This is a genomic window from Cellulosimicrobium sp. BMG9.23 (assembly GCF_059159985.1).
Genome location: NZ_JBZGBZ010000009.1, coordinates 153,816 through 176,965, shown reverse-complemented (window position 1 = coordinate 176,965; position 23,150 = coordinate 153,816). Strand labels below are relative to the sequence as shown.

Here is a 23,150-nt window from a genome sequence, read left to right as displayed (position 1 = left end):
CTCCGGCACGCTCGACGCCGACCACGTCTCGCATCTCGCGCGGCCGGCGAGAGCCGCCAGCGGTTCACGACCGCGGCCAGGACGGCGTCACGACGCGCGGCCGAGCGGCCACGTCCGGTGCGTCGGGTAGCTCCTCCGGGCGGACGCCGCGGTCGAGAAACGCCTGGAGCACGCGACTCTCCGTGCTGGGCCAGCGCCGCAGGACGTCGTGCGCGAACAGCACGATCACGCGCCAGCCCAGACGCTCGAGCTCCTCCTGGCGGGCGACGTCGTTGAGGCGCTGCGTCGCGGAGACGAGGTGGTGCGCGCCGTCGTACTCGACCGCGACCCGCAGTGCCGGCCAGCACAGGTCCGGACGGGCGACCCACCGGCCGTCGTCGTCGAAGACGTCCGCGCCGACGACCGGGCACGGGAACCCCGAGTCGACGAGCCGCAGTCGGAGCCGCGTCTCCATCGGCGAGTCCACGAACCGGCGCGACCGCCCGAGCGCCACGGCCAGCGACGTGGATCCTCGATGCCCCGACCACGCCGCGAGCCGTGCCTCGAGCAGCTCACGAGGGTAGGGCCGGCGTTGCCCGCGACCTCCGAGCAAGGCGTCCGTGACGACGACGAGGTCGCCCGGCCCGAGCAAGGCTCCGGGCAGCCGGCCGGCGACGAGGGCGCCGAGGTCGGCCCAGGTGCGGTCGGGCCGCGTGACACGAACCCCGTGCCGCACCGCGACGTCGGCCGGCGCCAGCCCGGTGTGGGAGGCGACGTGCCGGGCGTCGACGGGGCGCCGGCCGGCGGGGCCGGTCACGTGGACGGGACCGGTTCCTGTGACACCTCGCGGGAGCGGCAGATCCCACAGGGCGGCTGCGGTGGTGTGAGAGAACGCAGCCTCCTTCGGGAGGGCCAGCTGCACTGCCGCCGTCACGCTGCGGACGTCGTCGGCGAGGCGCGCGTCCATGCGCACACCGCGGATCGGTGCGTGCAGACGGGGCGAGCGCAGCTGGCGGCGGGACGCGCCGCGGGCGAGCGCGGTGGCGACGAGGAACGGAGGCTCGGGGAGGGGCGGCAGCACGTCGGACAGTGTGGCGTCGCCCGCCGGGCCGTGGTGGTCCGGAGCCGAGACTGTGGACGACAACGGCACCGGCCCACCGGAGCAGGGATCGAGATGCGAGAAGCGGTCGTCCGACGAGCGGCGCGAGCGACAACGAGTCGCATCTCAGGACGCGCGGCGCGGCCCAGGGGTACGACGTCGGCCCGGTACCCGAACGGGTACCGGGCCGTCGTGGCACGCGTGGGTGAGGGAGGTCCTCAGCCCTCGAACGGCTTCGCGCCGGTGATCTTCACGGCGATCTCGTTGCCGTTGGGCGCGGTGTAGCTCGTCGAGTCGCCGATCGACTTGCCGTCGATCGCGGCGCCGAGCGGCGACGTCGGCGAGTACACGTCGAGGTCGGTGGTCCCGGCGATCTCGCGCGAGCCGAGGAGGAACGTCATCTCGTCGCCCGCGACGACGGCGGTCACGACCATGCCGGGCTCGACCTTGCCGTCGTCCGGCGGCGTGCCGATCTGGACGTTGCGCAGCTTCTCGGTGAGCTCGCGGATGCGGGCCTCGTTCTTGGCCTGCTCCTCGCGCGCGGCGTGGTAGCCGCCGTTCTCCTTGAGGTCGCCCTCGTCGCGCGCGGCGGCGATGCGCTCGGCGATCTCGGTGCGGCCCTCGCCGGACAGGTGGGCGAGCTCGGCCTGCAGCCTGTCGTGCGCCTCCTGGGTCAGCCAGGTGACGGTGGTGTTGGTCACGGTTCGCTCCTTCCTTTCCATGGTCGACGGCCGCACCTCGGCGGCCGTGCAGGTGCGGGCAGCCGAGGCGCGAGCTCTCGCGGTGCGCCTGCCTGCCCGGGTCGGTGACGCTGCCCGGGTGGCAGCGCATGTGGCTGGTCTTCCGCGCGGTGCTCCGGTGCCCGACGGCGGTCGGCGCGTCGGTCTCGACGGCACGGCTCGTCCGGGCGCAGTCCTGCGCAGGAATCCCTCAGGATAGCAAAGGGCACCGACGAGCCCATGACGACGCAGGTCACGACGGCCGGGCGGACGGTCCTGGCGCGCTGCGAGAGGGCTGAGGGGTGGGCGAGAAGGGTCACTCCACGACGCGGCACGACTCGACGACGCCCGACGTCGCGAGCTCGGAGGTGCCGACGCTCACGGTCCAGCGCGACTCCAGGGTCTCCACGGGGCCGACCGTCACGTCGAGCGCACCCACCTGCGCGTGGCTCTCCGCGAGCGCATCGACGGTGCACTCCGCGGTCGTGCCGGGCTCCATGGAGACCTCGAAGGTCACGTCGACGCGCTCGGAGTCCACGACGTCGAACCCGACGAGCTTGTGCCGGACGGGCTCGCTCGCGACCCGGATGCCGATGGCGACGACGATCGCGAGCCCCACGACGGCGAGCGCGGCGATCGCGGCGATCGCCAGGCGTCGACGGCGCACGGTCGGCTCCGGTCCGTACCGTCCCGCGGGCGGCCGCGCGGGCGTGCCGGGGGCGGGCTGCGGGGCGGTGGTCTCGTTCGTCACGTCGGGTGTCCTGGTTCGGTGGCGCGCCCGTCCGCTGCTGTCGCGGTCGTCCTGCTGACGGCCGGGCCTCGGCCGCGGCGGGGTTCGTCAGCGGTGGGCGGGGTGGGGGATCATGGTCCTCGACCATCTTCGCAGAGCCCGGCAGGTGCCGTGGCACGGCCGGGACCCGACCGTGGCGCGCGCCCGGGCGCCTGCGCGGAGACGCACGACGTATCCCGGGAGGACCAGTGGCCGATACCACGGCCGGACCGACGCCCCGCCGCGACCACGGCGAGCAGGAGCCGTTGCGGCTCCTCGCCGTGCACGCGCACCCGGACGACGAGTCGAGCAAGGGGGCCGCGACCACGGCCCGCTACGCGGCGGAGGGCGTGGAGGTGCTCGTCGCGACCTGCACGGGCGGCGAGCGCGGCGACATCCTCAACCCGAGCTTCGGGACGGGCCCCGCGGACGTCGAGGGCATGCGGGCGCTGCGCCGCGAGGAGATGGCGGCGGCAGCGCGGGCGCTCGGCGTCCGCCAGCAGTGGCTCGGCTTCGTGGACTCCGGCCTGCCCGAGGGCGACCCGCTGCCGCCCCTGCCGGAGGGCTGCTTCGGCCTCGTCCCGCTCGAGGAGGCGGCCGCGCCTCTCGTCGAGCTGGTGCGCGAGTTCCGCCCGCACGTCATCACCACGTACGACCCGTCGGGCGGCTATCCCCATCCCGACCACGTGATGTGCCACCGGGTCGCGTTCGAGGCCTTCCACGCTGCGGGCGACCCCGACCGCTACCTCCGCGAGGGCGGCGCCGCGCCGTGGGCGCCGTTCAAGCTGTACTACAACCACGACTTCTCGATGAACCGCATCCGGACGCTGCACGAGGCGATGCAGGGTGCGGGCCTCGAGTCGCCGTTCGGCGACTGGGTCGAGTCCCGGTCCGCGCGGGAGATCCCGGAGCGCCAGGTCACGACGCGCGTGCCGGTCGCGCGCTACTACGCGCAGCGCGACGCCGCGCTCATCGCGCACGCGTCGCAGATCGACCCCGACGGCTTCTTCTTCGCGATCCCGCGCGACCTCGAGGTCGACGTGTGGCCGTTCGAGGAGTACGAGCTCGCGGAGTCGCGCGTGCCCGTCGACCTTCCCGAGGACGACCTGTTCGCGGGCGTGCGCGAGCGCGTCGGTACGTCGGGGAGCGCGGCATGAGCGCGACGACCGGGTCCCTCGGCGCGGGACCGCTCGACGGGAGCGTCCTCGACGCCGGGTCCCTCGGCACCGGAGCGGTCGACGCCGGGCTGCTCGACGGCGGGCTGCTCGACCTGGGTGTGCCGGGTACGGCGGCGCACGCCGGCGCGGGCGGGCCCGGGTGGGCCGCGGAGGTCGTCACGGAGACGGCGACCCCGAGCCCGTCCGACGACCCGCTGCGCGAGGACCTCGAGCCCACCGACGTGTCGCCCGGGCTCGCGGGGTTCCTCGCGATCTTCGCCGTCGCGCTCGCCGCGGTCGGGCTGTTCTTCGCGCTCTCGCGGCAGCTCCGCCGCATGCGGCACAACGCCGAGGTGCAGAACATCGGCCCGGACGGCCCGATCACGGGCGCGCCCGGCAGCGCGGGGCCGGACGACGACGGACCCGCGCCTGACGACCGGCCCGCCCTCGGCGACGGACCGGCACCGGGCGACGGCCGCGCACCGGGCGACGGCCGCGCACCGGGTGACGGCCGCGCACCGGGAGACGACGCGACGTCGGGCACGCCGCGGCGGGACGTCTGACGGTGACCGACGGCCTGCGCGTCACCCTCGGCCAGCTCGAGGTGTCGACGGACCATGCGGCGAACCTCGTCGCGGTGCGCTCAGCGTTCCGCGAGGCTGCGCGCGTCCACGCCGACCTCCTCGTCCTGCCCGAGTACGCTGCGGCGTTCGACCCCGGCGGGACGGGACCGGAGCACGCGGAGCCGCTCGACGGAACCTTCGTGACGGATCTCCGACGCCTCGCGCGCAAGCACGGGGTGGCGGCGGTCGCCGGGACGCTCCTGCCCGCGACCGCTCCCGGGAAGGCCGCCAACGCCGTCGTCGCGGTCGACGCGCAGGGCGAGCTCGCGGGCGTCTACCGCAAGGTCCACCTGTACGACGCGTTCGGCCACCGCGAGTCCGACCGGCTCGAGGCGGGCGACCCGTCGGCCGAGCCGCTCGTGCTGCGCCTCGGCGGTCTCACGTTCGGCGTCATGACCTGCTACGACCTGCGGTTCCCGGAGAGCGCGCGTCGCCTCGTCGACGCGGGCGCGGACGTCCTCGTGGTCCCGGCCGCGTGGGCGGCGGGCCCGCTCAAGGCCGACCACTGGCGCACGCTCGCCCGGGCGCGCGCGATCGAGAACACGGCCGTCGTGCTCGCGGTCGGGCAGGCCGGCAAGGGCGTGACGGGCCGATCTCTTTTGGTTGGCCCGGACGGCCAGGTCGGCCTCGAGCTGGGCGAGCAGGCCGAGCTGCGCAGCGCTGACCTCGACCCCGCCGCCCTCGCGGCCGTGCGCGAACAAAACCCCTCCCTCGCCAACCGCCGCTACGCCGTCGTCCCGCGCCCCTGACCACCCTGTCGGCTGCCGGCCGTCGGGTGCTGGTCGTGGTCGCGGCCCTCGACGCGCTGCGCCTGCCGGGCGTACGCGCGAGGTGCGATGCAGGACGAGGGGTGGTGCCGGACGAGGGGCGGCGGCGGGTCGTGGTGGGTCTGGCGGGAGCGGTCCGAGGAACGAGGACCGCGGATGGTAGACCCGTCGCCGCCCCTCGGGAGGCACCACCCCGAACCCACGCCGCGACCGACCACGGAACCACACCCGACCGGCTCAGCGAGCGGCGACCGCCGCCAGCGTGATCGCCGCGTAGTGGCACCCGAACCCGACCACGGTGAGCACGTGGAAGATCTCGTGGAACCCGAACCAGCGCGGGCTGGGGTTCGGCTTCTTGATGCCGTAGACGACGGCGCCCAGGGTGTAGGCGAGGCCCCCGATCGCGACGAGCCAGACGATCGCGGGCCCGTTCGTGGTGGTCCAGAACTGCGGCATGTAGCCGACGGCGACCCAGCCGAGCGCGACGTAGATGGGGACGTAGACCCAGCGGGGCGCGTCGAGCCACAGGATCCGGGCGAGGAGTCCGAGGAGGGCGCCGCTCCACACGATGATCAGCAGGATCGTGGCCGTGCGCTGGGGCAGGAGGAGGACGGCGAGCGGCGTGTACGTGCCCGCGATGATGAGGAAGATGTTGGAGTGGTCGGCGCGGCGGAGGATGCCCGCGACGCGGGGTGACCACGTCCCGCGGTGGTAGACGGCGCTCGTCCCGAACAGCAGGCACGCGGAGAGCCCGAAGATCGCGCAGGACACCTTGCCCGCGACGGGCGGGGCGATGGCGACGAGCACGATGCTGGCGACGAGGACGAGCGGGAACGTTCCGGCGTGGATCCAGCCGCGCAGCCGGGGCTTGACCGCCTCGGCGACCTGCGCGACGGCGTCGGTCACGGAGTCGCGCGCGTTCTCCAGCGGGCCCGTGGCGTGGTCGTCGGGCTGCGCGCGGCGGGGCGCGGGCGCGCCGGGGTCGGGTGCGGGGTCGCGGTCGGACGTCGCTCGTGCCACCGGTCCTCCAATGGTGTCGGTCAGCAGTCGGTCGGGGTGGTGCGGACGTGCTCGCCGCAGACCTACGCCATCGTAAGTTACGCAAGCGTAGGTTGATGCGCCAGGCATCGACCGCCGGTGTGAAGATCCTGGGCAGGGGGCCGTCGCCGCGACCCCACGGCCGTGGCCGCGGTGCGCCGAGGAGTACCGTGTGGCAGTCCGGTCGGCCGGACCGTCGCTCCGCGGCACCCTGCTGCCGACCATGACCAGACCACCCACCGAGCCCACCGCCGAGGAACCGTCGTGCGACTGCCCCATCCCGTCTACGGACTCTACGAGCGTCGCCTGGCCGCGTCTCTCTCGCGCGAGGGATTCCCGCGCCACGTGGGCGTCATCCTCGACGGCAACCGGCGCTGGGCGCGCTCGTTCGGCGAGACGGCCGCCACGGGTCATCGCCGCGGTGCGGACAAGATCGACGAGTTCCTGGGGTGGAGCGAGGACCTCGGCATCGAGGTCGTCACGCTCTGGATGCTCTCCACGGACAACCTCTCCCGCTCGCAGGAGGAGCTGTCGGCGCTCCTCGACATCATCGAGGACGCCGTCCGCGACCTCGCGCAGAGCGGGCGGTGGCGCCTGCGCGTCATGGGTCGGCTCGACCTCCTGCCCGAGCGCCTCGCGGCGGCGCTGCGCGAGGCCCAGCTGCGGACCGCCGCGGTGGACGGGCTGCAGGTCAACGTGGCCATCGGCTACGGCGGGCGGCACGAGATCGCCGACGCGGTCCGGTCCTACCTCCGCGAGCAGGCGGACGCCGGGGCGAAGCTCGAGGACCTCGCGGAGAACCTCGACGTCGAGCACATCGAGGAGCACCTGTACACCAAGGGGCAGCCGGACCCGGAGCTCGTCATCCGCACGTCGGGCGAGCAGCGCCTCGGCGGGTTCCTCCTGTGGCAGAGCGCGCACTCGGAGTTCTACTTCTGCGAGGCGTACTGGCCCGACTTCCGGCGCGTCGACTACCTGCGTGCGCTGCGGTCCTACTCCCAGCGTGAGCGTCGCCTCGGCCGGTGAGCCCCCGGCCGTCCCGGTAGGGTCGATGCGGATGCATCGACCGGAGGTGTCATGAGCGAGTCGGCCCGCGACGTCGGCAGTGCACGCCTCGCCGTCGAGACGTGGGAGTCGCTGTTCCGCGCCCAGGTCGCGCTCATGCGCCGCCTGCAGTCCGACCCCGTCTGGGACGAGCTGACGATGCGCGAGTACGACGTGCTCTTCTCGCTCACGAAGGGACCGCCCGACGGGATGCGGCTGCGCGACCTCAACGCGCTCATCCTCCTCAGCCAGCCGTCGCTCAGCCGCATGGTCGAGCGGCTCGAGCGCCGAGGCCTCGTGGACCGCTCGGTCGACCCCGGCGACGCGCGCGGCACGCTCGTACGCCTCACGCCGCTCGGCGTCGAGCGGCAGCGGGCGATCGGCCGCGCCCATGCGCGCGCGATCGCGACCTACGTCGGCGGAGCGCTGGACGACGCCGAGCTCGAGATCCTCGGCGCCCTGCTCGAACGGCTCCGCGCGGCGCAGGCGTCCATCCCGGCGGTGGGCCCGGGGTCCGGACCCCAGGCCGCGGGTGTGGCGGGAAACACGGTGGGCGAGCGCGCCGCCGACCCGGCCGCGACCGACCCGCCCGCATAGGATCGCCGCGTGTCCTCAGCGCCGAGCACCGAACCCGTCCGTCCCGCCGCGCGCGGGGAGAGCCCGCTGCGCGTCGTCGTCGCGCCCGACTCGTTCAAGGGCAGCCTGAGCGCCGTCGAGGTCGCCGACGCGGTCGCCGCCGGGGTGCGCAGCGTGGTCCCCGACGCCCGCGTCGTCGAGCTGCCGATGGCCGACGGCGGCGAGGGCACCCTCGACACGCTCCTCGCCGTGTGGGGCGTGCCCGCGCGCGAGGTGCAGACCGTCGACGCGATCGGGCGCCCGCACACCGCGCGCTACGGCGTGTCGGCCGACGGCCGCGTCGGCGTCGTGGAGCTCGCGGAGGCGAGCGGGCTCCCGCAGGTCAGCGACGTCGCCCTCCAGCCGCTGCACGCTCACACGCTCGGGACGGGCGCCGTGGCCGCGGCCGTCCTCGACGCAGGTGTCGAGGAGGTGATCGTGTGCCTCGGCGGCTCGGCCTCGACCGACGGCGGCGCGGGTCTTCTCACGGGGCTCGGGGCGCGGCTCCTCGACGAGGCGGGCGAGCCGGTGCCCGACGGTGGCGAAGGGCTCGCGCAGGTCGCGCACCTCGACCTCGCCCGCCTGCACCCCCGGGCGCGTGCGGTGCGGTGGCGGCTCGCGGTGGACGTGACGAACCCCCTGCACGGCGAGCGAGGGGCTGCCCACGTCTTCGGCCCGCAGAAGGGGGCGAAGGACGCCGACGTCACGTTCCTCGACGACGCGCTGCGCCGCTGGGAGGCGGTGCTCTCGCGGGAGACCGGCGCGTCGGTCGGGGAGCTCCCCGGCGCCGGGGCGGCCGGGGGCGTGCCCGCCGGGCTGGTGGCCGTCGTGGGCGCGGAGCTCGAGCCCGGGGCCCGGCTCGTCGCCGAGGCGATCGGGCTGCCCGAGGAGATCGGCAGCGCGGACCTCGTCGTGACGGGGGAGGGGTCCTTCGACTCGCAGTCCGTCCACGGGAAGGTCGCCGACGCGATCGGTGCGCTCGCCGCGCAGGCGCCCGGGCGACCGCCGGTCGTCGTGCTCGCCGGACGCGTGCTGCTCCCGGCGGACCAGGCCAGGGCCGCGGGGATCGCCGCGGCGTTCAGCATCGCGCCCGGCCCCATCGCGCTCGACGACCTGCTCGACCGCACCGCGTCGCGGCTCACGGACCTCTCCGCGACGGTGACGAGCCTCGTCCTGGCCGCGCGCGCCTGATCGGCCAAGATCGTCCTCGACCGCTCGTGGGTCGAGCACGAGGTTGCGCGCCCTCGAGAACGCGATGGATGTCGTATCCCGCCGCACGACGACTCTGATGTCGTGCTCGGCGGAAGGGGGTGGCTCAGCGCTTCGGCCAGTGCCACGCCGGCTGGTCGAGCAGACCCTCGCGGCCCACGACGACCGTCTCCCCCGACGCCTTCTCGAGCGCGACCTCCTGGAGATCGTCCGCGCCGGGCAGGTCGGCGGCGCGTGACGCTGTGCCCGACGCGGTGCCGGACGCGGTGCCTGACGCGCCGCCCGACGCCGCGGCGCGCCGGAGCACGTCGACGAGCGGCGCCGAGTGGGTCACCACGACGACCTGCGTGTCCCGCGCGGCGGCGTGGACGAGAGCGCCGAGCGCGGGCAGGAGCTCGGGGTGCAGGCTCGTCTCCGGCTCGTTGAGGACGAGCAGCGCGGGCGGTCGAGGGCTGAGCAGGGCGGCGACCCACAGCAGGTAGCGCAGCGTGCCGTCGGAGAGCTCGGTTCCGCTCAGCGGGCGCAGGAGGCCGCGCTGGTGGAACGCGAGCTCGAACCGGCCGTCGTCGGCGCGGACCTCGACCCGGGCGCCGGGGAACGCGCCCGTGACCGCGGCGTCGAGCTCGTCGGCCCGGCCGAGGTCGCGGATCGTCTCGAGCGCGGCGGCGAGGTCGGCGCCGTCGTGCGCGAGCACGGGCGTGCGTGTGCCGACCTGGACGGCGCGCGCGGGTGCCAGGGCGTCCGTGCGGAACTGGTCGTAGAAGCGCCACGACCGCAGCGTCTCGCGCACGGCGACGACCTCGGGTGCGCCCACGGGGTCGACGTGCTCGGTGAGCATGCTGTCGAACGTGCGGAGGCGCGCGGGCGACGTGACCCACGCGCCGTCGTCGTCCCGCAGACGTACCGCCGGCCCGCGCCGTTCGGCCTGGAGGGTCGCGGGGCCCAGCGTCGGGCCGGACCAGACGGCCTCGACCTTGATCTCGGGGTCGAGCGCGAACGCCGATCCGCCGTCCTGCGGGAGCCCGAGGTCGACGGCGTAGCCCAGCTCCGTCGGACCTACGCCCGCGAAGCCCAGCCGCACCGCGACGGGACCGGTGCGGAGGCGGCCCTGCAGGTCCCCGTCGCGCGTGGCGCGGGCGCCGTGCTCGGGCCCGGCCCACAGCGTCGAGCGCAGCCCGCCCTCGCGCGCGAGCGCCCCGACGGCGCCGTCGAGCGCGCCCTCGGCGAGCAGGCGCAGCGCCCGGTAGAGGTTCGACTTGCCCGTCCCGTTCGCCCCCGTCACGACGGTGACCCGCCCGAGCGGCAGCACGACGTGCCGCAGCGAGCGGTACCCCTCGACGGCGACGGTCCCGATCATGCCGCTGCTCCGGTCATGCGCAGGACCCTAGGCGGCCCCACCCACCTCTCCTCCCGCTGAGTGCTGGGTATTTGTCGTCGTAGGAGGCCCGGGACGACAAATACCCAGCACTCAGCGGCCGGGGTGGTCAGTCCGTGATCGCGAAGGCGTCGATCTCGACGAGCATCTCCTCGCGCGGCAGGCCGGTGAACACCGTGGTGCGGCTCGGCAGGACGCCGTTCGTGGTGTGGGCGGAGACGAACGCGCCGTACGCCTCGTTCATGACGGGGAAGTCCTCGCGCTTCGTGAGGTAGACGCGCAGCATGACGACGTCGTCGAACGTCGCGCCCGCTGCCTCGACGATGGCCCGGACGTTCTCGAGCGTGCGCGTCGTCTGGGCCGCGACGTCGCCCGGGTACAGGTACTCGTTCGTCGCGGGGTCCACCGGGCCCTGGCCCGACACCTGGACGAACGGACCCTTGCGCACGCCCTGGTGGAACGTGTGCGCCGGGGCGGGGGCGTCGGGGGTCGAGACGGCGGTCTTCTGGGTGCTCATGCGGGTCCTCCGGATGTCATGGCTGTCGGGCGTGTGTCGTGGATGAGGGGCGCGACGGCCCGTGTGCCGGGCCGGCGACGGTCAGAAGTCCGTCGTGACGAGGTCGACGACCTCGTCGCCGCGCACGACGGCGGCGACGTGCCAGCGGTCGAGCGTCGTGCACGGGTGGGAGATGCCGAACCCGATCACGTCGCCCGGCCGCACGTGCGCCGTCAGGGGCGAGTCCACGGACGGGTCGAGCGTGAGGTACAGGTGCTGGTCGTTGAGGGCGGTGACCTGCGCGCCGGCGAGGTCGCGGGCGGGCCGCAGCTCGCCGTCGTCGCCGAGGGAGCGCAGCACGAGGGCGACGGGCAGGTCGATGTCGAACGACACGTCCCGACGCCCGACGCCGCAGATCACCAGCCCCGGCTCCGGCACGGAGAGCACCTGTCCCCAGACCGTCGCCGCGGCGTGCAGGGGCTCGGCCCCGGGGATGCGGCTCCACGGGTCCATGCGCGCGCAGAACCCGTGGTCGTGCGTGAGGTAGGCGCCCGAGCGCACGACGACGCGCACGTCGCGGTCCGGGACGCTCGCCTCGTCCGTCCCGCCGCCGGTCTCGGCGGACGAGAGCGGGCCGGGCAGCTCGGCGAGCACGACGTCGAGGAACGAGCTGCCGCCCGCCGACAGCACGAGCGGCTCCGTGACCCCTGCCAGCCCGGCCCGCACGAGCGAGCTCCCGACCTCCCGCAGGTGGCGGCACCACGCGGCGACGGCGGCCAGCTGCTCGGTGCTCGTGCCGCCGGCGACGGAGCCCTCGTAGCCCGCGGCGCCGAGCAGGCGCAGCCCGGTCGCGTGCACGGCCCGCGCCACGTCGAGCGCCTCGACGTCGTTGCGCACGCCGGTGCGGCCGCCGGCGACGCCGATCTCGACGAGCACGCCGAGACGCGACAGGACCTCGGCGTCCGCGCCCGCGAACGCCCGGGCGAGCAGATCGACGCCGCGGGTCGAGTCGACGTACAGCCACACCTCGAGCGGTCCGCGACCCACACCGGCCGCCTCGAGCTCGCGGCGCAGCCACGCGAGCTCGCGCGGGTCGACGAGCTCGTTAGCGAGGAAGATGCGCTCGCTGCCCCAGTCGCGCACGGTCCGGAGCTGGCCCGGCGTCGCCACCGTCGCACCCCAGGCGCCGACCGCGACCTGGCGTGCGTACAGCCCGCGGGACATCGCCGTCTTCACGTGGGGCGCGTGCTCGACGCCGCGCTCCGCGCACAGGCGCGCCACGAGGCCGACGTTGTGGTCGAGCGCCGCGTCGTCGAGCGTGAGGAGAGGCCACGAGAAGCGGTCGTCCGTGACGCGAGGGGCGCGCGGTGCGGTGCCGTCGGCGTGGTCGGCGGTCACGGGCGCGAGCACCTCCGCGACCGTCGCGGGCGCGTCGAGCCGCAGGCCCTTCGTCCGCGGCCCGACGACGTCGCCCGCCCACGCGCGCAGGTCGCCCGGTGCGTTTCCGGTGGTCATGCGGTGCTCCTCTGGTCGGCTTCACGGTCGGGGACGACCCGGCCCGGACGTGGACGCAAAGGTCGTCCCGGGGTCGCGTCCGCCAGGGCGCCACCCACCAGGACCGGCACGCCCGCCACGAGCACGTCGTCGATGCCCGACGCCGGCACGCGCGGCCGCTCGTACGTCGCCTCGTCCTGGACCCGGTCCGGGTCGACGAGCGCGACGTCGGCGACCGCTCCCGGCACCAGGGTCCCGCGGTCGGCGAGGCCGAAGCGTCGCGCCGGGGCGGTGGACAGGTGCGTCGTGGCGTCGTGCCACGTCCAGTCCCCGAGCGTACGCACGTGCTCGGCGAGGAAGCGCGCGAAGGCGCCCCAGCCGCGCGGGTGCGGGCGACCCCCTCCGCCGAGGGGCGCGTAGATCGCGTCCGACCCGCCGACGTGCGCGGGATGCCGGAGCAGCGCGCGCACCGACTCGGGGGAGTTCGTCGGGGGCTGGGCGAACACGCAGCTCGCGCGCAGCCGTGTGGCGACGAGGAGCCGGACCGCGGCGTCGGCGGGGGAGAGGCCGAGCCGGGCCGCGACCTCGGGCAGGGCGAGGCCCTCCGTCCAGGCGAGATCCTGTCCGGTCCCTGCCGGATCTGCTGACTTGTCGGTCCGCTCCGGTGCGCCGGCCGCGGCCCCGGTGGGGACGGCGGCCATCGTCACGCGCGACCAGAGGTCGGCGAGCCCCGGGAAGTGCTCGCGGTGGAGGCGGTCGAGGACGGCCGGGTCGCGCAGAGCCGCGACGGTCGCGTCGGGGTCGGCGATCGGGAGCCACGTCGGCAGCGACACCATGGACAGGATGGAGCAGCCCCGCAGGTAGGGGTAGGAGTCGAAGGTGACGTCGAGCCCGGCGGCGTGCGCGTCGTCGACGTAGCCGAGGAGCTCGGCGGCGGGGCCGTGGTAGTGCGACACGTGCGTCGCGACGCCCGCGGCGCGCGCGATCCGGACGAGCTCGGCGAAGGCCGGCCCCGCCCGGTCCTCGTACCCGCGCATGTGGGACACGTGCGGCAGGCCGCGCGCCGCGACGACACGGGCGAGCGCGACGAGCTCGCCCTCGTCGGCGTACGCGGCCGGGACGTACTCGAGGCCGGTCGACATCCCGAGCGCGCCGTCGTCGAGGGCCGCATCGAGGAGCGCGACCATGCGGTCGAGCCCGGCGGGCGTCGCGGCGCGCGCCTCGGCGCCCAGGACGGCGTACCGGATCGTGCCGTGCGGGGCGAGGTACCCGACGTTCACGCGCGTGGTGCCGTCGTACGTGGCGAGCAGGTCGCCGACCGACCCGCCGCGGAACGTCGGGTGCTCGCCGTCGATCGCCGCGAAGTACGCGCTCGCCCAGGCCTGGGCGTCGTGCGGAGCGTCCGCCGGAGAGGGTGCGTGGCCGACGCCGTCCTGGCCGACCACGATCCCCGTGATGCCCTGGCGCAGCATCGCGAGCTGGACGTCGTCGTCGAGGACGGCGGCCGCACCGTGTACGTGGGCGTCGAGGAACCCCGGGAGCGTGAGGCGACCGTCGGCGTCGAGGACGCACGCGCCGTCGGGCAGCGCTGTCGCGCGGCTGGCCGGGGAGACGGACGTGACGCGACCCGCGGACGCGAGGACGTCGACCGGGCCGGACAGCCCGCCGTCCGGCACCGGCAGGCGTGCGCCCCGCACGACGAGCGGCGCGCCGGGAGGGACGGCAGAGGACCGGGCCGTCGGGCTCACGCCGGACCCCCGGCGGTCTCGTCCCGGTCCTCGACCCAGCCGCCGACGCCGCGCAGCCCGCCCGCGGCGAGCTCGGTCGCGAGGTCTCGCGGCCAGCCGTGCACGCCCGGTCGCGTCTGCCACGGGTGCGGGCCGTCGAGCGGCCGGTGCTCCACGCCGTATGCGGCGAGGCGTGGCAGGTGGTGGGCCTCCAGGCGCTCGCGGAACTCGCGCGAGGCGTCCGACCCGACGGTCCGGTCGACGGCGGGGGACCACAAGACCTCGGCGAACGCCGCGAGCCGGGGGAACGCGGCGTAGTCGACCCGCCGCACGGAGTCCAGGTGCTCGCTCCACAGCTGCGCCTGCCCGCCCAGAAGCGTTCCGGGCGCCGCTCCGTCGGGACCCGCGGACGACGACGAGGGCGCGTCGAGACCCGACGGTAGCGGTTCGAACGCGTAGACGTCGTCGAGGGTGCGCAGGAAGCCCACGGGGATCGGCTCGTCGGGGCCGTCGCCCTCGCGGTGGTCGAGGTACACGACCTGCTCGGGCGCCATGACGACGTCGTGGCCGGCGGCGAGCGCGTCGGCACCCGCGGCCCAGCCGCGCCACGACGTCACGACGACGTCGCGCGGCAGCGCCGGCCCGAACCCCTCGTCCCACACGACCGCGCGGCGGCCCCGCGACGCGACGTGCTCCGCGAGGCGCGCGAGGAACCAGCCGTGCAGGTCGGCGACGTCGTCGAGCCCGAGGTCCGCGGCGCGCGCGACGATCGCCGGGTTCTCGCGCCACAGCGTCGTCGGGACCTCGTCCCCGCCGAGCGCGACGAACGGTGCGTCAAAGATCTCCAGCACCTCGTCGAGCACGTGCCGGAAGAACTCGAGCGACTCGTGGGACGGGTCGAGGACCTCGGTGCTCACGCCCCAGGTCGTGCGGACCTCGTGCGGCTGCTTGCGCGTGCCCAGCTCCGGGTACGCCGCGACGGCCGCCTCGACGTGACCGGGGACGTCGATCTCCGGGACGATTGTGACGCCGCGCTCGCGCGCGTACGCGACGATCTCGCGCAGGTCGTCCTGCGTGTAGCACCCGCCGTGCGGTCGACCGTCGAAGACCCCCGCCCGCCACGTCCCGACACCCGACTCGCGCCGCCACCCGCCGACCTCGGCGAGCCGCGGATAGCGCTCGATCTCCACGCGCCAGCCCTGGTCGTCCGTGAGGTGTAGCTGGACGACGTTGAGCTTGTGCGCCGCGGCGAGGTCGACGAAGCGCAGGACGTCGGCCTTTGGCAGGAAGTGCCGCGCGACGTCGAGCAGCACCCCGCGCCACGCGAACCGGGGGTGGTCGGTGATCGTGACGTGCGGCAGCGCGAGCTCTCCGGGGCGGACGACGGCGCGGCGGAAGGCCGCCGGGCCGGCGAGCTGACGCAGGGTCTGGGCGGCGGCGTGCGCGCCGTCGAGGTCGGCGGCGTCCACGCGCACACCGGTGTCGTCCACCGTGAGCCGGTAGCCCGACGGCGGCAGGTCACCGTCGACCGCGAACCGCACCGACGCGGCGGTGCCGGTCGGGCCCGGTGCGGCCGCGCCGTCGGGCAGGGGGACGAGATCGAGGCCGAACGCGTCCTCGGTGACGCGGCGCCACCACCGCGCCGCGGGCCACAGCGCGGGATCGTGGGCGACGACGCTGCCCGAGGGAAGGGCCACGACACCCGGGGAAGGCGAAGGCGTCACCGACGCCGGGCGGGGGACCAGCCCTTGCGACATTTGGAAGGACACCGAACGAGCCTAACGGCACCCTCCGGACGGGCGAAACCGGTGTCGCCGGACCGCGGTTCAGCCTCAGTCGCCGAACCCCGGGTCATCGGGCGCGCAGCGCGGTTCGTGCCGCACAACCCGGGGTTCGGCAACGGCAGCCGCAGCGACGGCGCCACACCTCTCGCCGACGGCCGCGCAAGAAGTTCGTCGCGGCGCGGTCGTTCACGCAAGTGGCTTGCGTGCGGGCGTATAGTCGGCGACATGTCGAGACGTCTGGCCGAGGTCGCCACGAAGGTCGGAGTCAGCGAGGCCACGGTGAGCCGCGTGCTCAACGGCAAACCGGGCGTCTCCCAGGCCACGCGCGACGCGGTGCTCACCGCGCTCGACGTCCTGGGCTACGAGCGCCCGACCAAGCTGCGCGGCGAGCGCGGACGCCTCGTCGGGCTGGTGCTCCCGGAGCTCGTCAACCCGATCTTCCCGGCGTTCGCCGAGGTCATCGGGGGTGCGCTGGCCCAGCAGGGCTTCACGCCCGTGCTCTGCACGCGCACCGCCGGCGGCGTCACCGAGGCCGAGTACATCGACCTGCTCCTGGGTCAGCACGTCTCGGGCGTCATCTTCGCCGGCGGGTTCTACGCCGAGCGCCAGGCGGACCACGCGCACTTCCGGCGCCTCGAGACGCTCGGTCTGCCCGTCGTCCTCATGAACGCGTCGATCGAGGACCTCGACTTCCCGCGCGTCTCGTGCGACGACCTCGTCGCCATGAACCAGGCGCTCGGCCACGTGTTCTCGCTCGGGCACGAGCGCGTCGGGCTGCTGCTCGGGCCCGCGGACCACGTGCCGTCGGAGCGCAAGCTCGCTGCGGCGCAGTCGTTCGCGGAGCGCAACGGGCTCCGGCTCGACCCGGCGCTCGTCGCGCACAGCCAGTACTCGCTCGAGAGCGGGCAGGCCGCGGCGAACCGGCTGCTCGAGGCCGGCGCGACGGCGATCGTGTGCGCGAGCGACCCGTTGGCGCTCGGCGCGATCCGTGCCGTGCGCCGCGCGGGGCTCGACGTGCCGACCGACGTGTCCGTCGTGGGCTACGACGACTCGAACCTCATGAACTCGACCGACCCGGCGCTGACCACGGTGCGCCAGCCCATCGAGCCGATGGGTCGCGCTGCGGTCGACCTGCTCGCGAGCATGATCGCCGGCGCCGACGTGTCGCGCGACGAGCTGCTGTTCGAGCCCGAGCTCGTCGTGCGGCGGTCGACGGCGGCGGCCCGCTCGACCGGGCGCGAGCCGATCGCGTCGTAGCGCCGCCCGCTCGCCGCACTCGCCGCACTCCGCTCCGCCTCAGGCGGCCGGTCCCCGGACCGGCCGCCTCGTCGTCGACCCACCGGGGTTCCCGCGCGAACCCCGGGTTGCGCGGCCATCGGCGCCGTGAGAGCGCAACAACCCGGGGTTCGGCACCGAGCCGGTCACCTCCTCTGCGGTCGTCGCAAGGGGCCGTAGTCCTCTCGACGTCAAGAGATCGCATTTCGATAACAGAGATGTCAGGTTCTTGCGCTGATCCTGTCGTCTAGTTACTGTCATCCTCGACGACGCAGTCACCGCCCCGCGGACGACGGTCGTCCCGACGCCAGGAGACCGGCGACGGCGGCACGCAGCACGGCACCCGCACAGCAGCGGGAGCGCCGACCAGGAGGAAGAGGACCCGGTGAGCATGGATCAGCCCGGCCAGGAGTGGTGGCGCAGCGCGGTCATCTACCAGGTCTACGTGCGCAGCTTCGCGGACGGGAACGGTGACGGGACGGGCGACCTCGCGGGCGTCCGGAGCCGCCTGCCCTACCTGCGCGACCTCGGCGTCGACGCCATCTGGTTCACGCCCTGGTACGTCTCGCCGCTCGCCGACGGCGGGTACGACGTCGCGGACTACCGCGCGATCGACCGGCAGTTCGGCACCCTCGCCGAGGCCGAGCAGCTCATCGCGGAGGCGCGCGAGCTCGGGATCCGCACGATCGTCGACGTCGTCCCCAACCACGTCTCCTCGGAGCACGAGTGGTTCCGCGCCGCACTGGCCGCAGGTCCCGGCTCGCCGGAGCGCGAACGGTTCTGGTTCCACCCCGGCACGGGCGAGGACGGGGCGGGGATCCCGACGCACTGGGTCTCCGAGTTCCAGGGCTCCACCTGGACCCGCACGACGAACCCCGACGGCACGCCCGGCGAGTGGTACCTGCACGTCTTCGCTCCCGAGCAGCCCGACCTCAACTGGAACCACCCCGACGTGCGGCGCGAGCACGAGGAGATCCTGCGCTTCTGGTTCGACCGGGGGGCCGCGGGCATCCGCATCGACTCGGCCGCGCAGCTCGTCAAGGACCCGGCGCTGCCCGACGTGGTCCCCGCCCACCCGGCGCCCGGCGAGCACCCGCACGTCGACCGCGACGAGCTCCACGACATCTACCGCGCGTGGCGCGCGGTCGCCCAGTCCTACGACGAGCCGCGAGTCCTCATCGGCGAGGTGTGGCTCGCGGACCGGGCCCGCTTCGCCCAGTACCTGCGCCCGGACGAGATGCACACGGCGTTCAACTTCGACTTCATGGCCCGCCCGTGGGACGCCAAGGCGCTGCGCGAGTCCGTCCAGACGACCCTCGACGCCCACGCCCCGGTCTCCGCGCCGGCCACGTGGGTCCTGTCCAACCACGACGTCACCCGTCCGGTGACGCGCTACGGGCGCGAGGACAGCTCGTTCGCCTTCCTCAGCAAGCGCTTCGGCACGCCGACGGACCTGGCCACCGGCCGCCGTCGGGCACGGGCCGCGGCCCTGCTCACCGCAGCGCTGCCGGGCTCGCTCTACGTGTACCAGGGCGACGAGCTCGGCCTGCCCGAGGTCGAGGACCTCCCGCTCGACACGATCCAGGACCCGATGCACTTCCGCTCGGACGGCGTCGACCCCGGCCGTGACGGCTGCCGGGTCCCGCTCCCGTGGACGCGGGGCGGGACCACGTTCGGGTTCGGGCCCGACGGCGGCGCCCCGGCCTGGCTGCCCCAGCCCGCCGGGTGGGGCGAGTCGTCCGTCGAGGCCCAGGAGCACGACGACGCGTCGATGCTCTCCCTCTACCGTCGCGTGCTCGCGGCCCGCCGGGCCGAGCGCGCGCTGCACGGCGAGACGTTCCGCTGGCTCGACACCCTCGGTGGCGTCGTGCTCGGCGACGACGTGCTCGCGTTCTCCCGGGGGGACGTCGCGTGCGTCGTCAACCTCGGCACCGAGGACGTGCCGCTGCCCGCCGGCTCGCACGTCCTCCTCCGCAGCGAGCCGGACGAGGGCGACGACGCACCCGCCCGGCTCGTGACCGACACCGCGGTGTGGCTCCGGCTCTGAGCACCCAGCCCCAGCAGACCGGCCCCACCGCACCAGCACCACCGCACCCCGCACGCACCCAGCACACCCAGCACACCCAGCACCACCGGACACAGGAGTGACGATGAAGTCCACACGTCAGGCGATCGCCCTCACCCTCGCAGGGGCGCTCGCGATCAGCACGCTCGCCGCGTGCTCGAGCAGCGGCTCGGGCGACGAAGACGGCGGTGAAGGCACGGACGGGGACGGGAAGGTCACCCTCAAGGTGGTCTCCCTCCTCCCGGGCTCGGAGCAGGAGGCGATCGACGCCTTCAACGCGCAGGTCGAGGAGTTCGAGGCCGCGAACCCGGACATCGACATCGTGCCGGAGGAGTACGAGTGGAAGGCGACGACGTTCGCCCCCCAGCTCGCCGGCGGCACGCTGCCGGACGTCTTCGAGATCCCGTTCACCGACGCCAAGACGCTCGTCGAGAACGGCCAGCTCGCGGACCTCGACGAGCAGTTCCGCACGCTGCCCTACGCGGACAAGTTCAACCCGGCCATCATCGAGGCGGGCACCGGCTCCGACGGCCACGTCTATGCGATCCCCGCGAAGAACGTGTACGGCGTCGGCCTGCACTACAACCGCCAGCTCTTCGAGTCGGCCGGTCTCGACCCCGACAAGCCGCCGACGACGTGGGACGAGGTCCGCGAGTACGCGAAGAAGATCTCGGACGCCAACGAGGGCGTCGCGGGCTACATGCAGATGTCGCAGAACAACACGGGCGGCTGGCAGCTCACGGTCAACTCGTACGCCCGCGGCGGTCGTGTCCAGGAGGTCGCCGACGACGGCACCGCGACGTCGACCCTCACGAACGACGGGACCAAGGACGCGCTCGAGTGGCTCCAGGCCATGCGCTGGGAGGACAACTCCCTCGGGAGCAACTTCCTCCTCGACTGGGGCACCATGAACCAGGCGTTCGCGGCGGGCCAGGTCGCGATGTACACGTCGGGCTCCGACGTCTACACCGCGCTCGTGCAGACGAACGCGATCGACCCGGCCATGTACGGCCTCGCCGCGCTCCCGCTCGAGGGCGACGACGCCGGTGTCCTCACGGGCGGCACGCTCGCCGCGATGCCGGCGGACGTCGAGGAGTCGAAGAAGGCGGCCGCGATCAAGTGGATCGACTTCTTCTACCTCGCCAAGCTCGTCGACGAGGACCGCGCCGTCGCGGACGCCGAGACGCTCGTCGCGAACGACCAGCCCGTGGGCACGCCCGTCCTGCCGATGTTCTCGCAGGAGCAGTACGAGCAGAACCAGGAGTGGATCGCCGACTTCGTCAACGTGCCGCTCGACCAGATGACGAGCTACACCGACACGATGTTCGACCTCCCGCTCGTCGGCGAGCCGTCGCAGAAGACGCAGGAGATCTACGCCCTGCTCGACCCCGTGGTCCAGGCCGTCCTCACCGACGAGAACGCCGACGTCGACGCGCTCCTCGAGGGCGTGAACGAGGAGGCTCAGGCCCTGCTCGACCAGGGCTGACCCGCCCGGTCGGCCACGGGCCGACCGACCCGGTCCGGCCGGTGGCGCCCCCCACCGGCCGGACCGTACCCCGCCGGTGCCCGACGACGGGACGCACCTCCCGTCGTCGGGCACCTCCACCGCACCCGAAGGACATTCCGTGACCGCCACCACCGCACCGCCGCCACGGTCCCGCGCGACGCACGCGCGGACCGAGAGCGCCCCACCCGCCGGCCCTGCCGGCCGGCGTCGCAGCCCCGTGACGTGGCTGCGCGGCGGCGGCCTGCACAACCTGGTCTTCCTGCTCCCGCTGCTCGTGATCTTCGGGCTCTTCTCGTGGTTCCCCATCGTGCGCGCGGTGGTCATGAGCGTCCAGGAGACGAACCTCGTGAGCGACCCGACGTTCGTCGGGCTGGACAACTTCCGCCAGGTGCTCGCCGACCCGCTGCTGTGGACGGCGGTGCGCAACACGCTGTACTTCGCGTTCCTCGCCCTGCTGTTCGGGTACCCGATCCCGCTCGTCGCGGCGGTCCTCATGCGCGAGGTGCGCCGCGCGCGCGGCCTGTACTCGGCGCTCGCGTACCTCCCGGTCGTCGTGCCGCCCGTCGTGGCGGTCCTGCTGTGGAAGTTCTTCTACAACGGCAGCCCGACGGGCGTGTTCAACACGATCCTCGGCTGGGTCGGACTCGGTCCCTACCCCTGGTTGCAGGACGCGTCGACGGCGATGCCGTCCCTCGTGCTCGCGGCCACGTGGGCCGGTGCAGGCGGGACGATCATCATCTACCTCGCCGCCCTCACGAGCGTGCCGCCCGAGCTCTACGACGCCTCCGAGGTCGACGGCGCGGGGCTGTGGCGCAAGATCTGGCACGTGACGCTCCCGCAGCTGCGCGGCGTCCTGTTCATCACCCTCATCCTGCAGATCATCGGCACCGCGCAGGTCTTCCTCGAGCCGTACCTCTTCACCGGCGGCGGGCCCAACAACGCGACGCTGACCGTGCTCCTGCTGATCTACCGCTACGCCTTCCAGAACAGCCTCGGCGGCGACTACGGCGCCGCGACGGCCCTCTCGCTCATGCTCGCGGCCGTCCTGGCCGTCTTCTCGCTGATCTACTTCCGGCTCACCCGGTCCTGGAGCACGTCATGACCCTCTCACCCACCGACAACCCGAGCGAGATCGGCGTGGTCTCCCAGGACTCCGCGGTCGCCGCCGCGGCATCCTCCGGAGCTGCCGCGACCGGCGCAGACCCCGACGACGCGGGGCGCCGCGCGGCCGACGCGAGCCGCTCCCGCCGCGAGGCGGAGCAGAGGCGCCTGCGCGTCCGACGCCGCAGGGCGCTCGACGGTGTCGAGGACCGCGGCGCGCTGTCCCAGGCGGACTGGCGCCGCCCGGGGATCCGGTGGGGGATGGGCTCGACCCACGTGCTCCTGCTCGTGGCCCTCGTGATCGCCGGCCTGGGGCCCATGCTGCTCCTCGCCAAGTTCGCGGTGACCCCGACGCAGGACATCCTCCGGACGCCGATGGCGATCTTCCCGAACGGCATCGCGTGGGACAACCTCGACAAGGCCTGGAACGACGTCCAGGTCAGCCGCTACTTCCTCAACACGATCTGGCTCGCCGTCGGGTCGTGGGCGGCGCAGATCCTCGTCGCGACCACGGGAGGGTACGCGCTGTCGGTCCTGCGGCCCCGGTACGGCAAGGTCGTCCAGGCGCTCGTGCTGTCGACGATGTTCGTGCCGGCGATCGTGCTGCTCGTGCCGCTGTACCTGACGATCCTCGACCCGCCGCTGCTCGGGCAGTCGCTCGTCAACAGCTTCTGGGCCGTCTGGCTGCCCGCCGGCGCGAGCGCGTTCAACGTGCTCCTCGTGCAGCGGTTCTTCGACAGCCTCCCGCGCGAGGTGTTCGAGGCGGCGCGCGTCGACGGCGCCGGGCCCTACCGGCTCTTCTGGTCGATCGTGCTGCCGATGTCGAGGCCGATCATCGGGGTCGTGTCGGTGTTCGCGGTCATCGCGGCGTGGAAGGACTTCCTCTGGCCGCTGCTCGTGCTCAAGGACCCAGCCATCCAGCCGCTGTCGGTGCGCCTGCCGTCCATCGAGGCGACGACGGACCTCGGGGTGTTCCTCGCCGCGCTCGCGATCTCGACGCTCATCCCGGTGGCGCTGTTCGTCGTCTTCCAGCGCATGTTCCTCCAGGGCGCCGGTCTCGGGGGAGCGGTCAAGGGCTGACCCGGGCGCCGAGCCGCGCCGGCCCTGCGCGGTGGTGTGCCGAACACGGGGTTGGCGACCGGATCTCCGAGATTCCGGTGGCCAACCCCGTGCTCGGCGGTCGCCAGGCCCGTGTTCGGCAGTTCCGTGCGCCGCGCCCGACGGCGGGGCTCGCCGACGCGGGCGGCTCACCTCACGGTCGGCCCGGCCGAGCAGGGGACGAGCCCCGGCCGTGGGCCCGGCCGAGC

General features: G+C 74.2%; 20 protein-coding genes. 11 read left to right on the top strand and 9 right to left on the bottom strand.

Annotated features, from left to right (window positions below; genetic code table 11):
• Positions 1-64 precede the first annotated feature (64 nt).
• The 3 genes from AC4H2G_RS16990 to AC4H2G_RS16980 all read right to left on the bottom strand — a co-directional run bounded on the left by AC4H2G_RS16990 (position 65) and on the right by AC4H2G_RS16980 (position 2,548).
• On the bottom strand, positions 65-1,060 hold the full coding sequence (locus AC4H2G_RS16990) for an endonuclease domain-containing protein (protein ID WP_494366907.1): 996 nt from the start codon (positions 1,058-1,060) through the stop codon (positions 65-67).
• 236 nt (positions 1,061-1,296) lie between these two features.
• On the bottom strand, positions 1,297-1,779 hold the full coding sequence (gene greA, locus AC4H2G_RS16985; protein WP_494366906.1) for a transcription elongation factor GreA: 483 nt from the start codon (positions 1,777-1,779) through the stop codon (positions 1,297-1,299).
• 334 nt (positions 1,780-2,113) lie between these two features.
• On the bottom strand, positions 2,114-2,548 hold the full coding sequence (locus AC4H2G_RS16980) for a DUF4307 domain-containing protein (RefSeq protein ID WP_494366905.1): 435 nt from the start codon (positions 2,546-2,548) through the stop codon (positions 2,114-2,116).
• 227 nt (positions 2,549-2,775) lie between these two features.
• Here AC4H2G_RS16980 and mca point away from each other — a divergent pair, with 227 nt between their 5' ends.
• From mca to AC4H2G_RS16965, 3 genes are read left to right on the top strand one after another with little or no spacing between them, the layout of a single operon-like run.
• Complete coding sequence (gene mca / locus AC4H2G_RS16975; protein WP_494366904.1) at positions 2,776-3,723, top strand: mycothiol conjugate amidase Mca; 948 nt, start codon at positions 2,776-2,778, stop codon at positions 3,721-3,723.
• Positions 3,720-4,286 (top strand): hypothetical protein, encoded by a 567-nt coding sequence (locus tag AC4H2G_RS16970; protein WP_494366903.1) that lies wholly within the window; start codon positions 3,720-3,722, stop codon positions 4,284-4,286. Before mca ends, AC4H2G_RS16970 begins: the two co-directional genes overlap by 4 nt.
• Before the next feature lie 2 nt (positions 4,287-4,288).
• The gene (locus AC4H2G_RS16965) at positions 4,289-5,095 is read left to right on the top strand and encodes a carbon-nitrogen hydrolase family protein (RefSeq protein WP_494366902.1); all 807 of its coding nucleotides are present in this window, start codon (positions 4,289-4,291) and stop codon (positions 5,093-5,095) included.
• Between the two features lie 255 nt (positions 5,096-5,350).
• On the opposite strand, the gene trhA is transcribed toward AC4H2G_RS16965, so the two are convergent.
• Positions 5,351-6,133, bottom strand: a complete 783-nt coding sequence (trhA, locus tag AC4H2G_RS16960; protein WP_494366901.1) for a PAQR family membrane homeostasis protein TrhA — start codon at positions 6,131-6,133, stop codon at positions 5,351-5,353.
• A 282-nt stretch (positions 6,134-6,415) separates the two neighbouring features.
• On the opposite strand from trhA, the gene AC4H2G_RS16955 reads away from it, so the two are divergent.
• The 3 genes from AC4H2G_RS16955 to AC4H2G_RS16945 are packed head-to-tail and all read left to right on the top strand — an operon-like array spanning position 6,416 to position 9,001.
• Positions 6,416-7,177 (top strand): isoprenyl transferase, encoded by a 762-nt coding sequence (locus AC4H2G_RS16955; protein WP_494366900.1) that lies wholly within the window; start codon positions 6,416-6,418, stop codon positions 7,175-7,177.
• Positions 7,178-7,228: 51 nt separating this feature from the next.
• A complete protein-coding gene (locus AC4H2G_RS16950) occupies positions 7,229-7,792 on the top strand; it encodes a MarR family winged helix-turn-helix transcriptional regulator (protein ID WP_494366899.1) in 564 nt (187 codons plus the stop codon).
• 9 nt (positions 7,793-7,801) lie between these two features.
• Positions 7,802-9,001 carry a glycerate kinase gene (locus tag AC4H2G_RS16945; protein ID WP_494366898.1) on the top strand — a complete coding sequence of 400 codons (1,200 nt, stop codon included), beginning with the start codon at positions 7,802-7,804 and terminating at the stop codon, positions 8,999-9,001.
• Between the two features lie 124 nt (positions 9,002-9,125).
• Here AC4H2G_RS16945 and AC4H2G_RS16940 read toward each other — a convergent pair whose 3' ends face one another.
• The 5 genes from AC4H2G_RS16940 to AC4H2G_RS16920 all read right to left on the bottom strand — a co-directional run bounded on the left by AC4H2G_RS16940 (position 9,126) and on the right by AC4H2G_RS16920 (position 15,868).
• Positions 9,126-10,376, bottom strand: a complete 1,251-nt coding sequence (locus AC4H2G_RS16940; protein WP_494366897.1) for an AAA family ATPase — start codon at positions 10,374-10,376, stop codon at positions 9,126-9,128.
• Between the two features lie 127 nt (positions 10,377-10,503).
• Positions 10,504-10,911, bottom strand: coding sequence for a RidA family protein (locus AC4H2G_RS16935; RefSeq protein WP_494366896.1), 408 nt, complete (start codon positions 10,909-10,911; stop codon positions 10,504-10,506).
• A gap of 81 nt (positions 10,912-10,992) precedes the next feature.
• Complete coding sequence (locus AC4H2G_RS16930; RefSeq protein ID WP_494366895.1) at positions 10,993-12,405, bottom strand: alanine racemase; 1,413 nt, start codon at positions 12,403-12,405, stop codon at positions 10,993-10,995.
• Positions 12,402-14,132: an N-acyl-D-amino-acid deacylase family protein gene (locus tag AC4H2G_RS16925; RefSeq protein WP_494366894.1), complete on the bottom strand. Its 1,731-nt coding sequence runs from the start codon at positions 14,130-14,132 to the stop codon at positions 12,402-12,404. The genes AC4H2G_RS16930 and AC4H2G_RS16925 overlap by 4 nt, the downstream gene beginning before the upstream one ends.
• Entirely contained in the window at positions 14,129-15,868 is a 1,740-nt protein-coding gene (locus tag AC4H2G_RS16920) for a beta-N-acetylhexosaminidase (protein ID WP_494367042.1), read from the bottom strand. The genes AC4H2G_RS16925 and AC4H2G_RS16920 overlap by 4 nt, the downstream gene beginning before the upstream one ends.
• A gap of 252 nt (positions 15,869-16,120) precedes the next feature.
• On the opposite strand from AC4H2G_RS16920, the gene AC4H2G_RS16915 reads away from it, so the two are divergent.
• From AC4H2G_RS16915 to AC4H2G_RS16895, 5 genes are all read left to right on the top strand, one after another.
• Positions 16,121-17,152 carry a LacI family DNA-binding transcriptional regulator gene (locus AC4H2G_RS16915; protein ID WP_494366893.1) on the top strand — a complete coding sequence of 344 codons (1,032 nt, stop codon included), beginning with the start codon at positions 16,121-16,123 and terminating at the stop codon, positions 17,150-17,152.
• Positions 17,153-17,561: 409 nt separating this feature from the next.
• Positions 17,562-19,217: a glycoside hydrolase family 13 protein gene (locus AC4H2G_RS16910; RefSeq protein ID WP_494367041.1), complete on the top strand. Its 1,656-nt coding sequence runs from the start codon at positions 17,562-17,564 to the stop codon at positions 19,215-19,217.
• A gap of 103 nt (positions 19,218-19,320) precedes the next feature.
• Positions 19,321-20,721, top strand: coding sequence for an ABC transporter substrate-binding protein (locus AC4H2G_RS16905; protein ID WP_494366892.1), 1,401 nt, complete (start codon positions 19,321-19,323; stop codon positions 20,719-20,721).
• Positions 20,722-20,968: 247 nt separating this feature from the next.
• Complete coding sequence (locus tag AC4H2G_RS16900) at positions 20,969-21,844, top strand: carbohydrate ABC transporter permease (protein ID WP_494367040.1); 876 nt, start codon at positions 20,969-20,971, stop codon at positions 21,842-21,844.
• Complete coding sequence (locus AC4H2G_RS16895) at positions 21,841-22,923, top strand: carbohydrate ABC transporter permease (RefSeq protein WP_494366891.1); 1,083 nt, start codon at positions 21,841-21,843, stop codon at positions 22,921-22,923. The genes AC4H2G_RS16900 and AC4H2G_RS16895 overlap by 4 nt, the downstream gene beginning before the upstream one ends.
• The last annotated feature ends 227 nt before the right edge of the window (positions 22,924-23,150 follow it).

Coding starts and splice junctions, on each gene's coding strand:
- AC4H2G_RS16930 (WP_494366895.1), bottom strand. CDS start 12,405: ATGACCACCGGAAACGCACCGGGCGACCTGCGCGCGTGGGCGGGCGAC.
- AC4H2G_RS16920 (WP_494367042.1), bottom strand. CDS start 15,868: ATGTCGCAAGGGCTGGTCCCCCGCCCGGCGTCGGTGACGCCTTCGCCT.
- AC4H2G_RS16905 (WP_494366892.1), top strand. CDS start 19,321: ATGAAGTCCACACGTCAGGCGATCGCCCTCACCCTCGCAGGGGCGCTC.
- AC4H2G_RS16910 (WP_494367041.1), top strand. CDS start 17,562: ATGGATCAGCCCGGCCAGGAGTGGTGGCGCAGCGCGGTCATCTACCAG.
- AC4H2G_RS16950 (WP_494366899.1), top strand. CDS start 7,229: ATGAGCGAGTCGGCCCGCGACGTCGGCAGTGCACGCCTCGCCGTCGAG.
- AC4H2G_RS16915 (WP_494366893.1), top strand. CDS start 16,121: ATGTCGAGACGTCTGGCCGAGGTCGCCACGAAGGTCGGAGTCAGCGAG.
- AC4H2G_RS16970 (WP_494366903.1), top strand. CDS start 3,720: ATGAGCGCGACGACCGGGTCCCTCGGCGCGGGACCGCTCGACGGGAGC.
- AC4H2G_RS16935 (WP_494366896.1), bottom strand. CDS start 10,911: ATGAGCACCCAGAAGACCGCCGTCTCGACCCCCGACGCCCCCGCCCCG.
- AC4H2G_RS16940 (WP_494366897.1), bottom strand. CDS start 10,376: ATGATCGGGACCGTCGCCGTCGAGGGGTACCGCTCGCTGCGGCACGTC.
- AC4H2G_RS16895 (WP_494366891.1), top strand. CDS start 21,841: ATGACCCTCTCACCCACCGACAACCCGAGCGAGATCGGCGTGGTCTCC.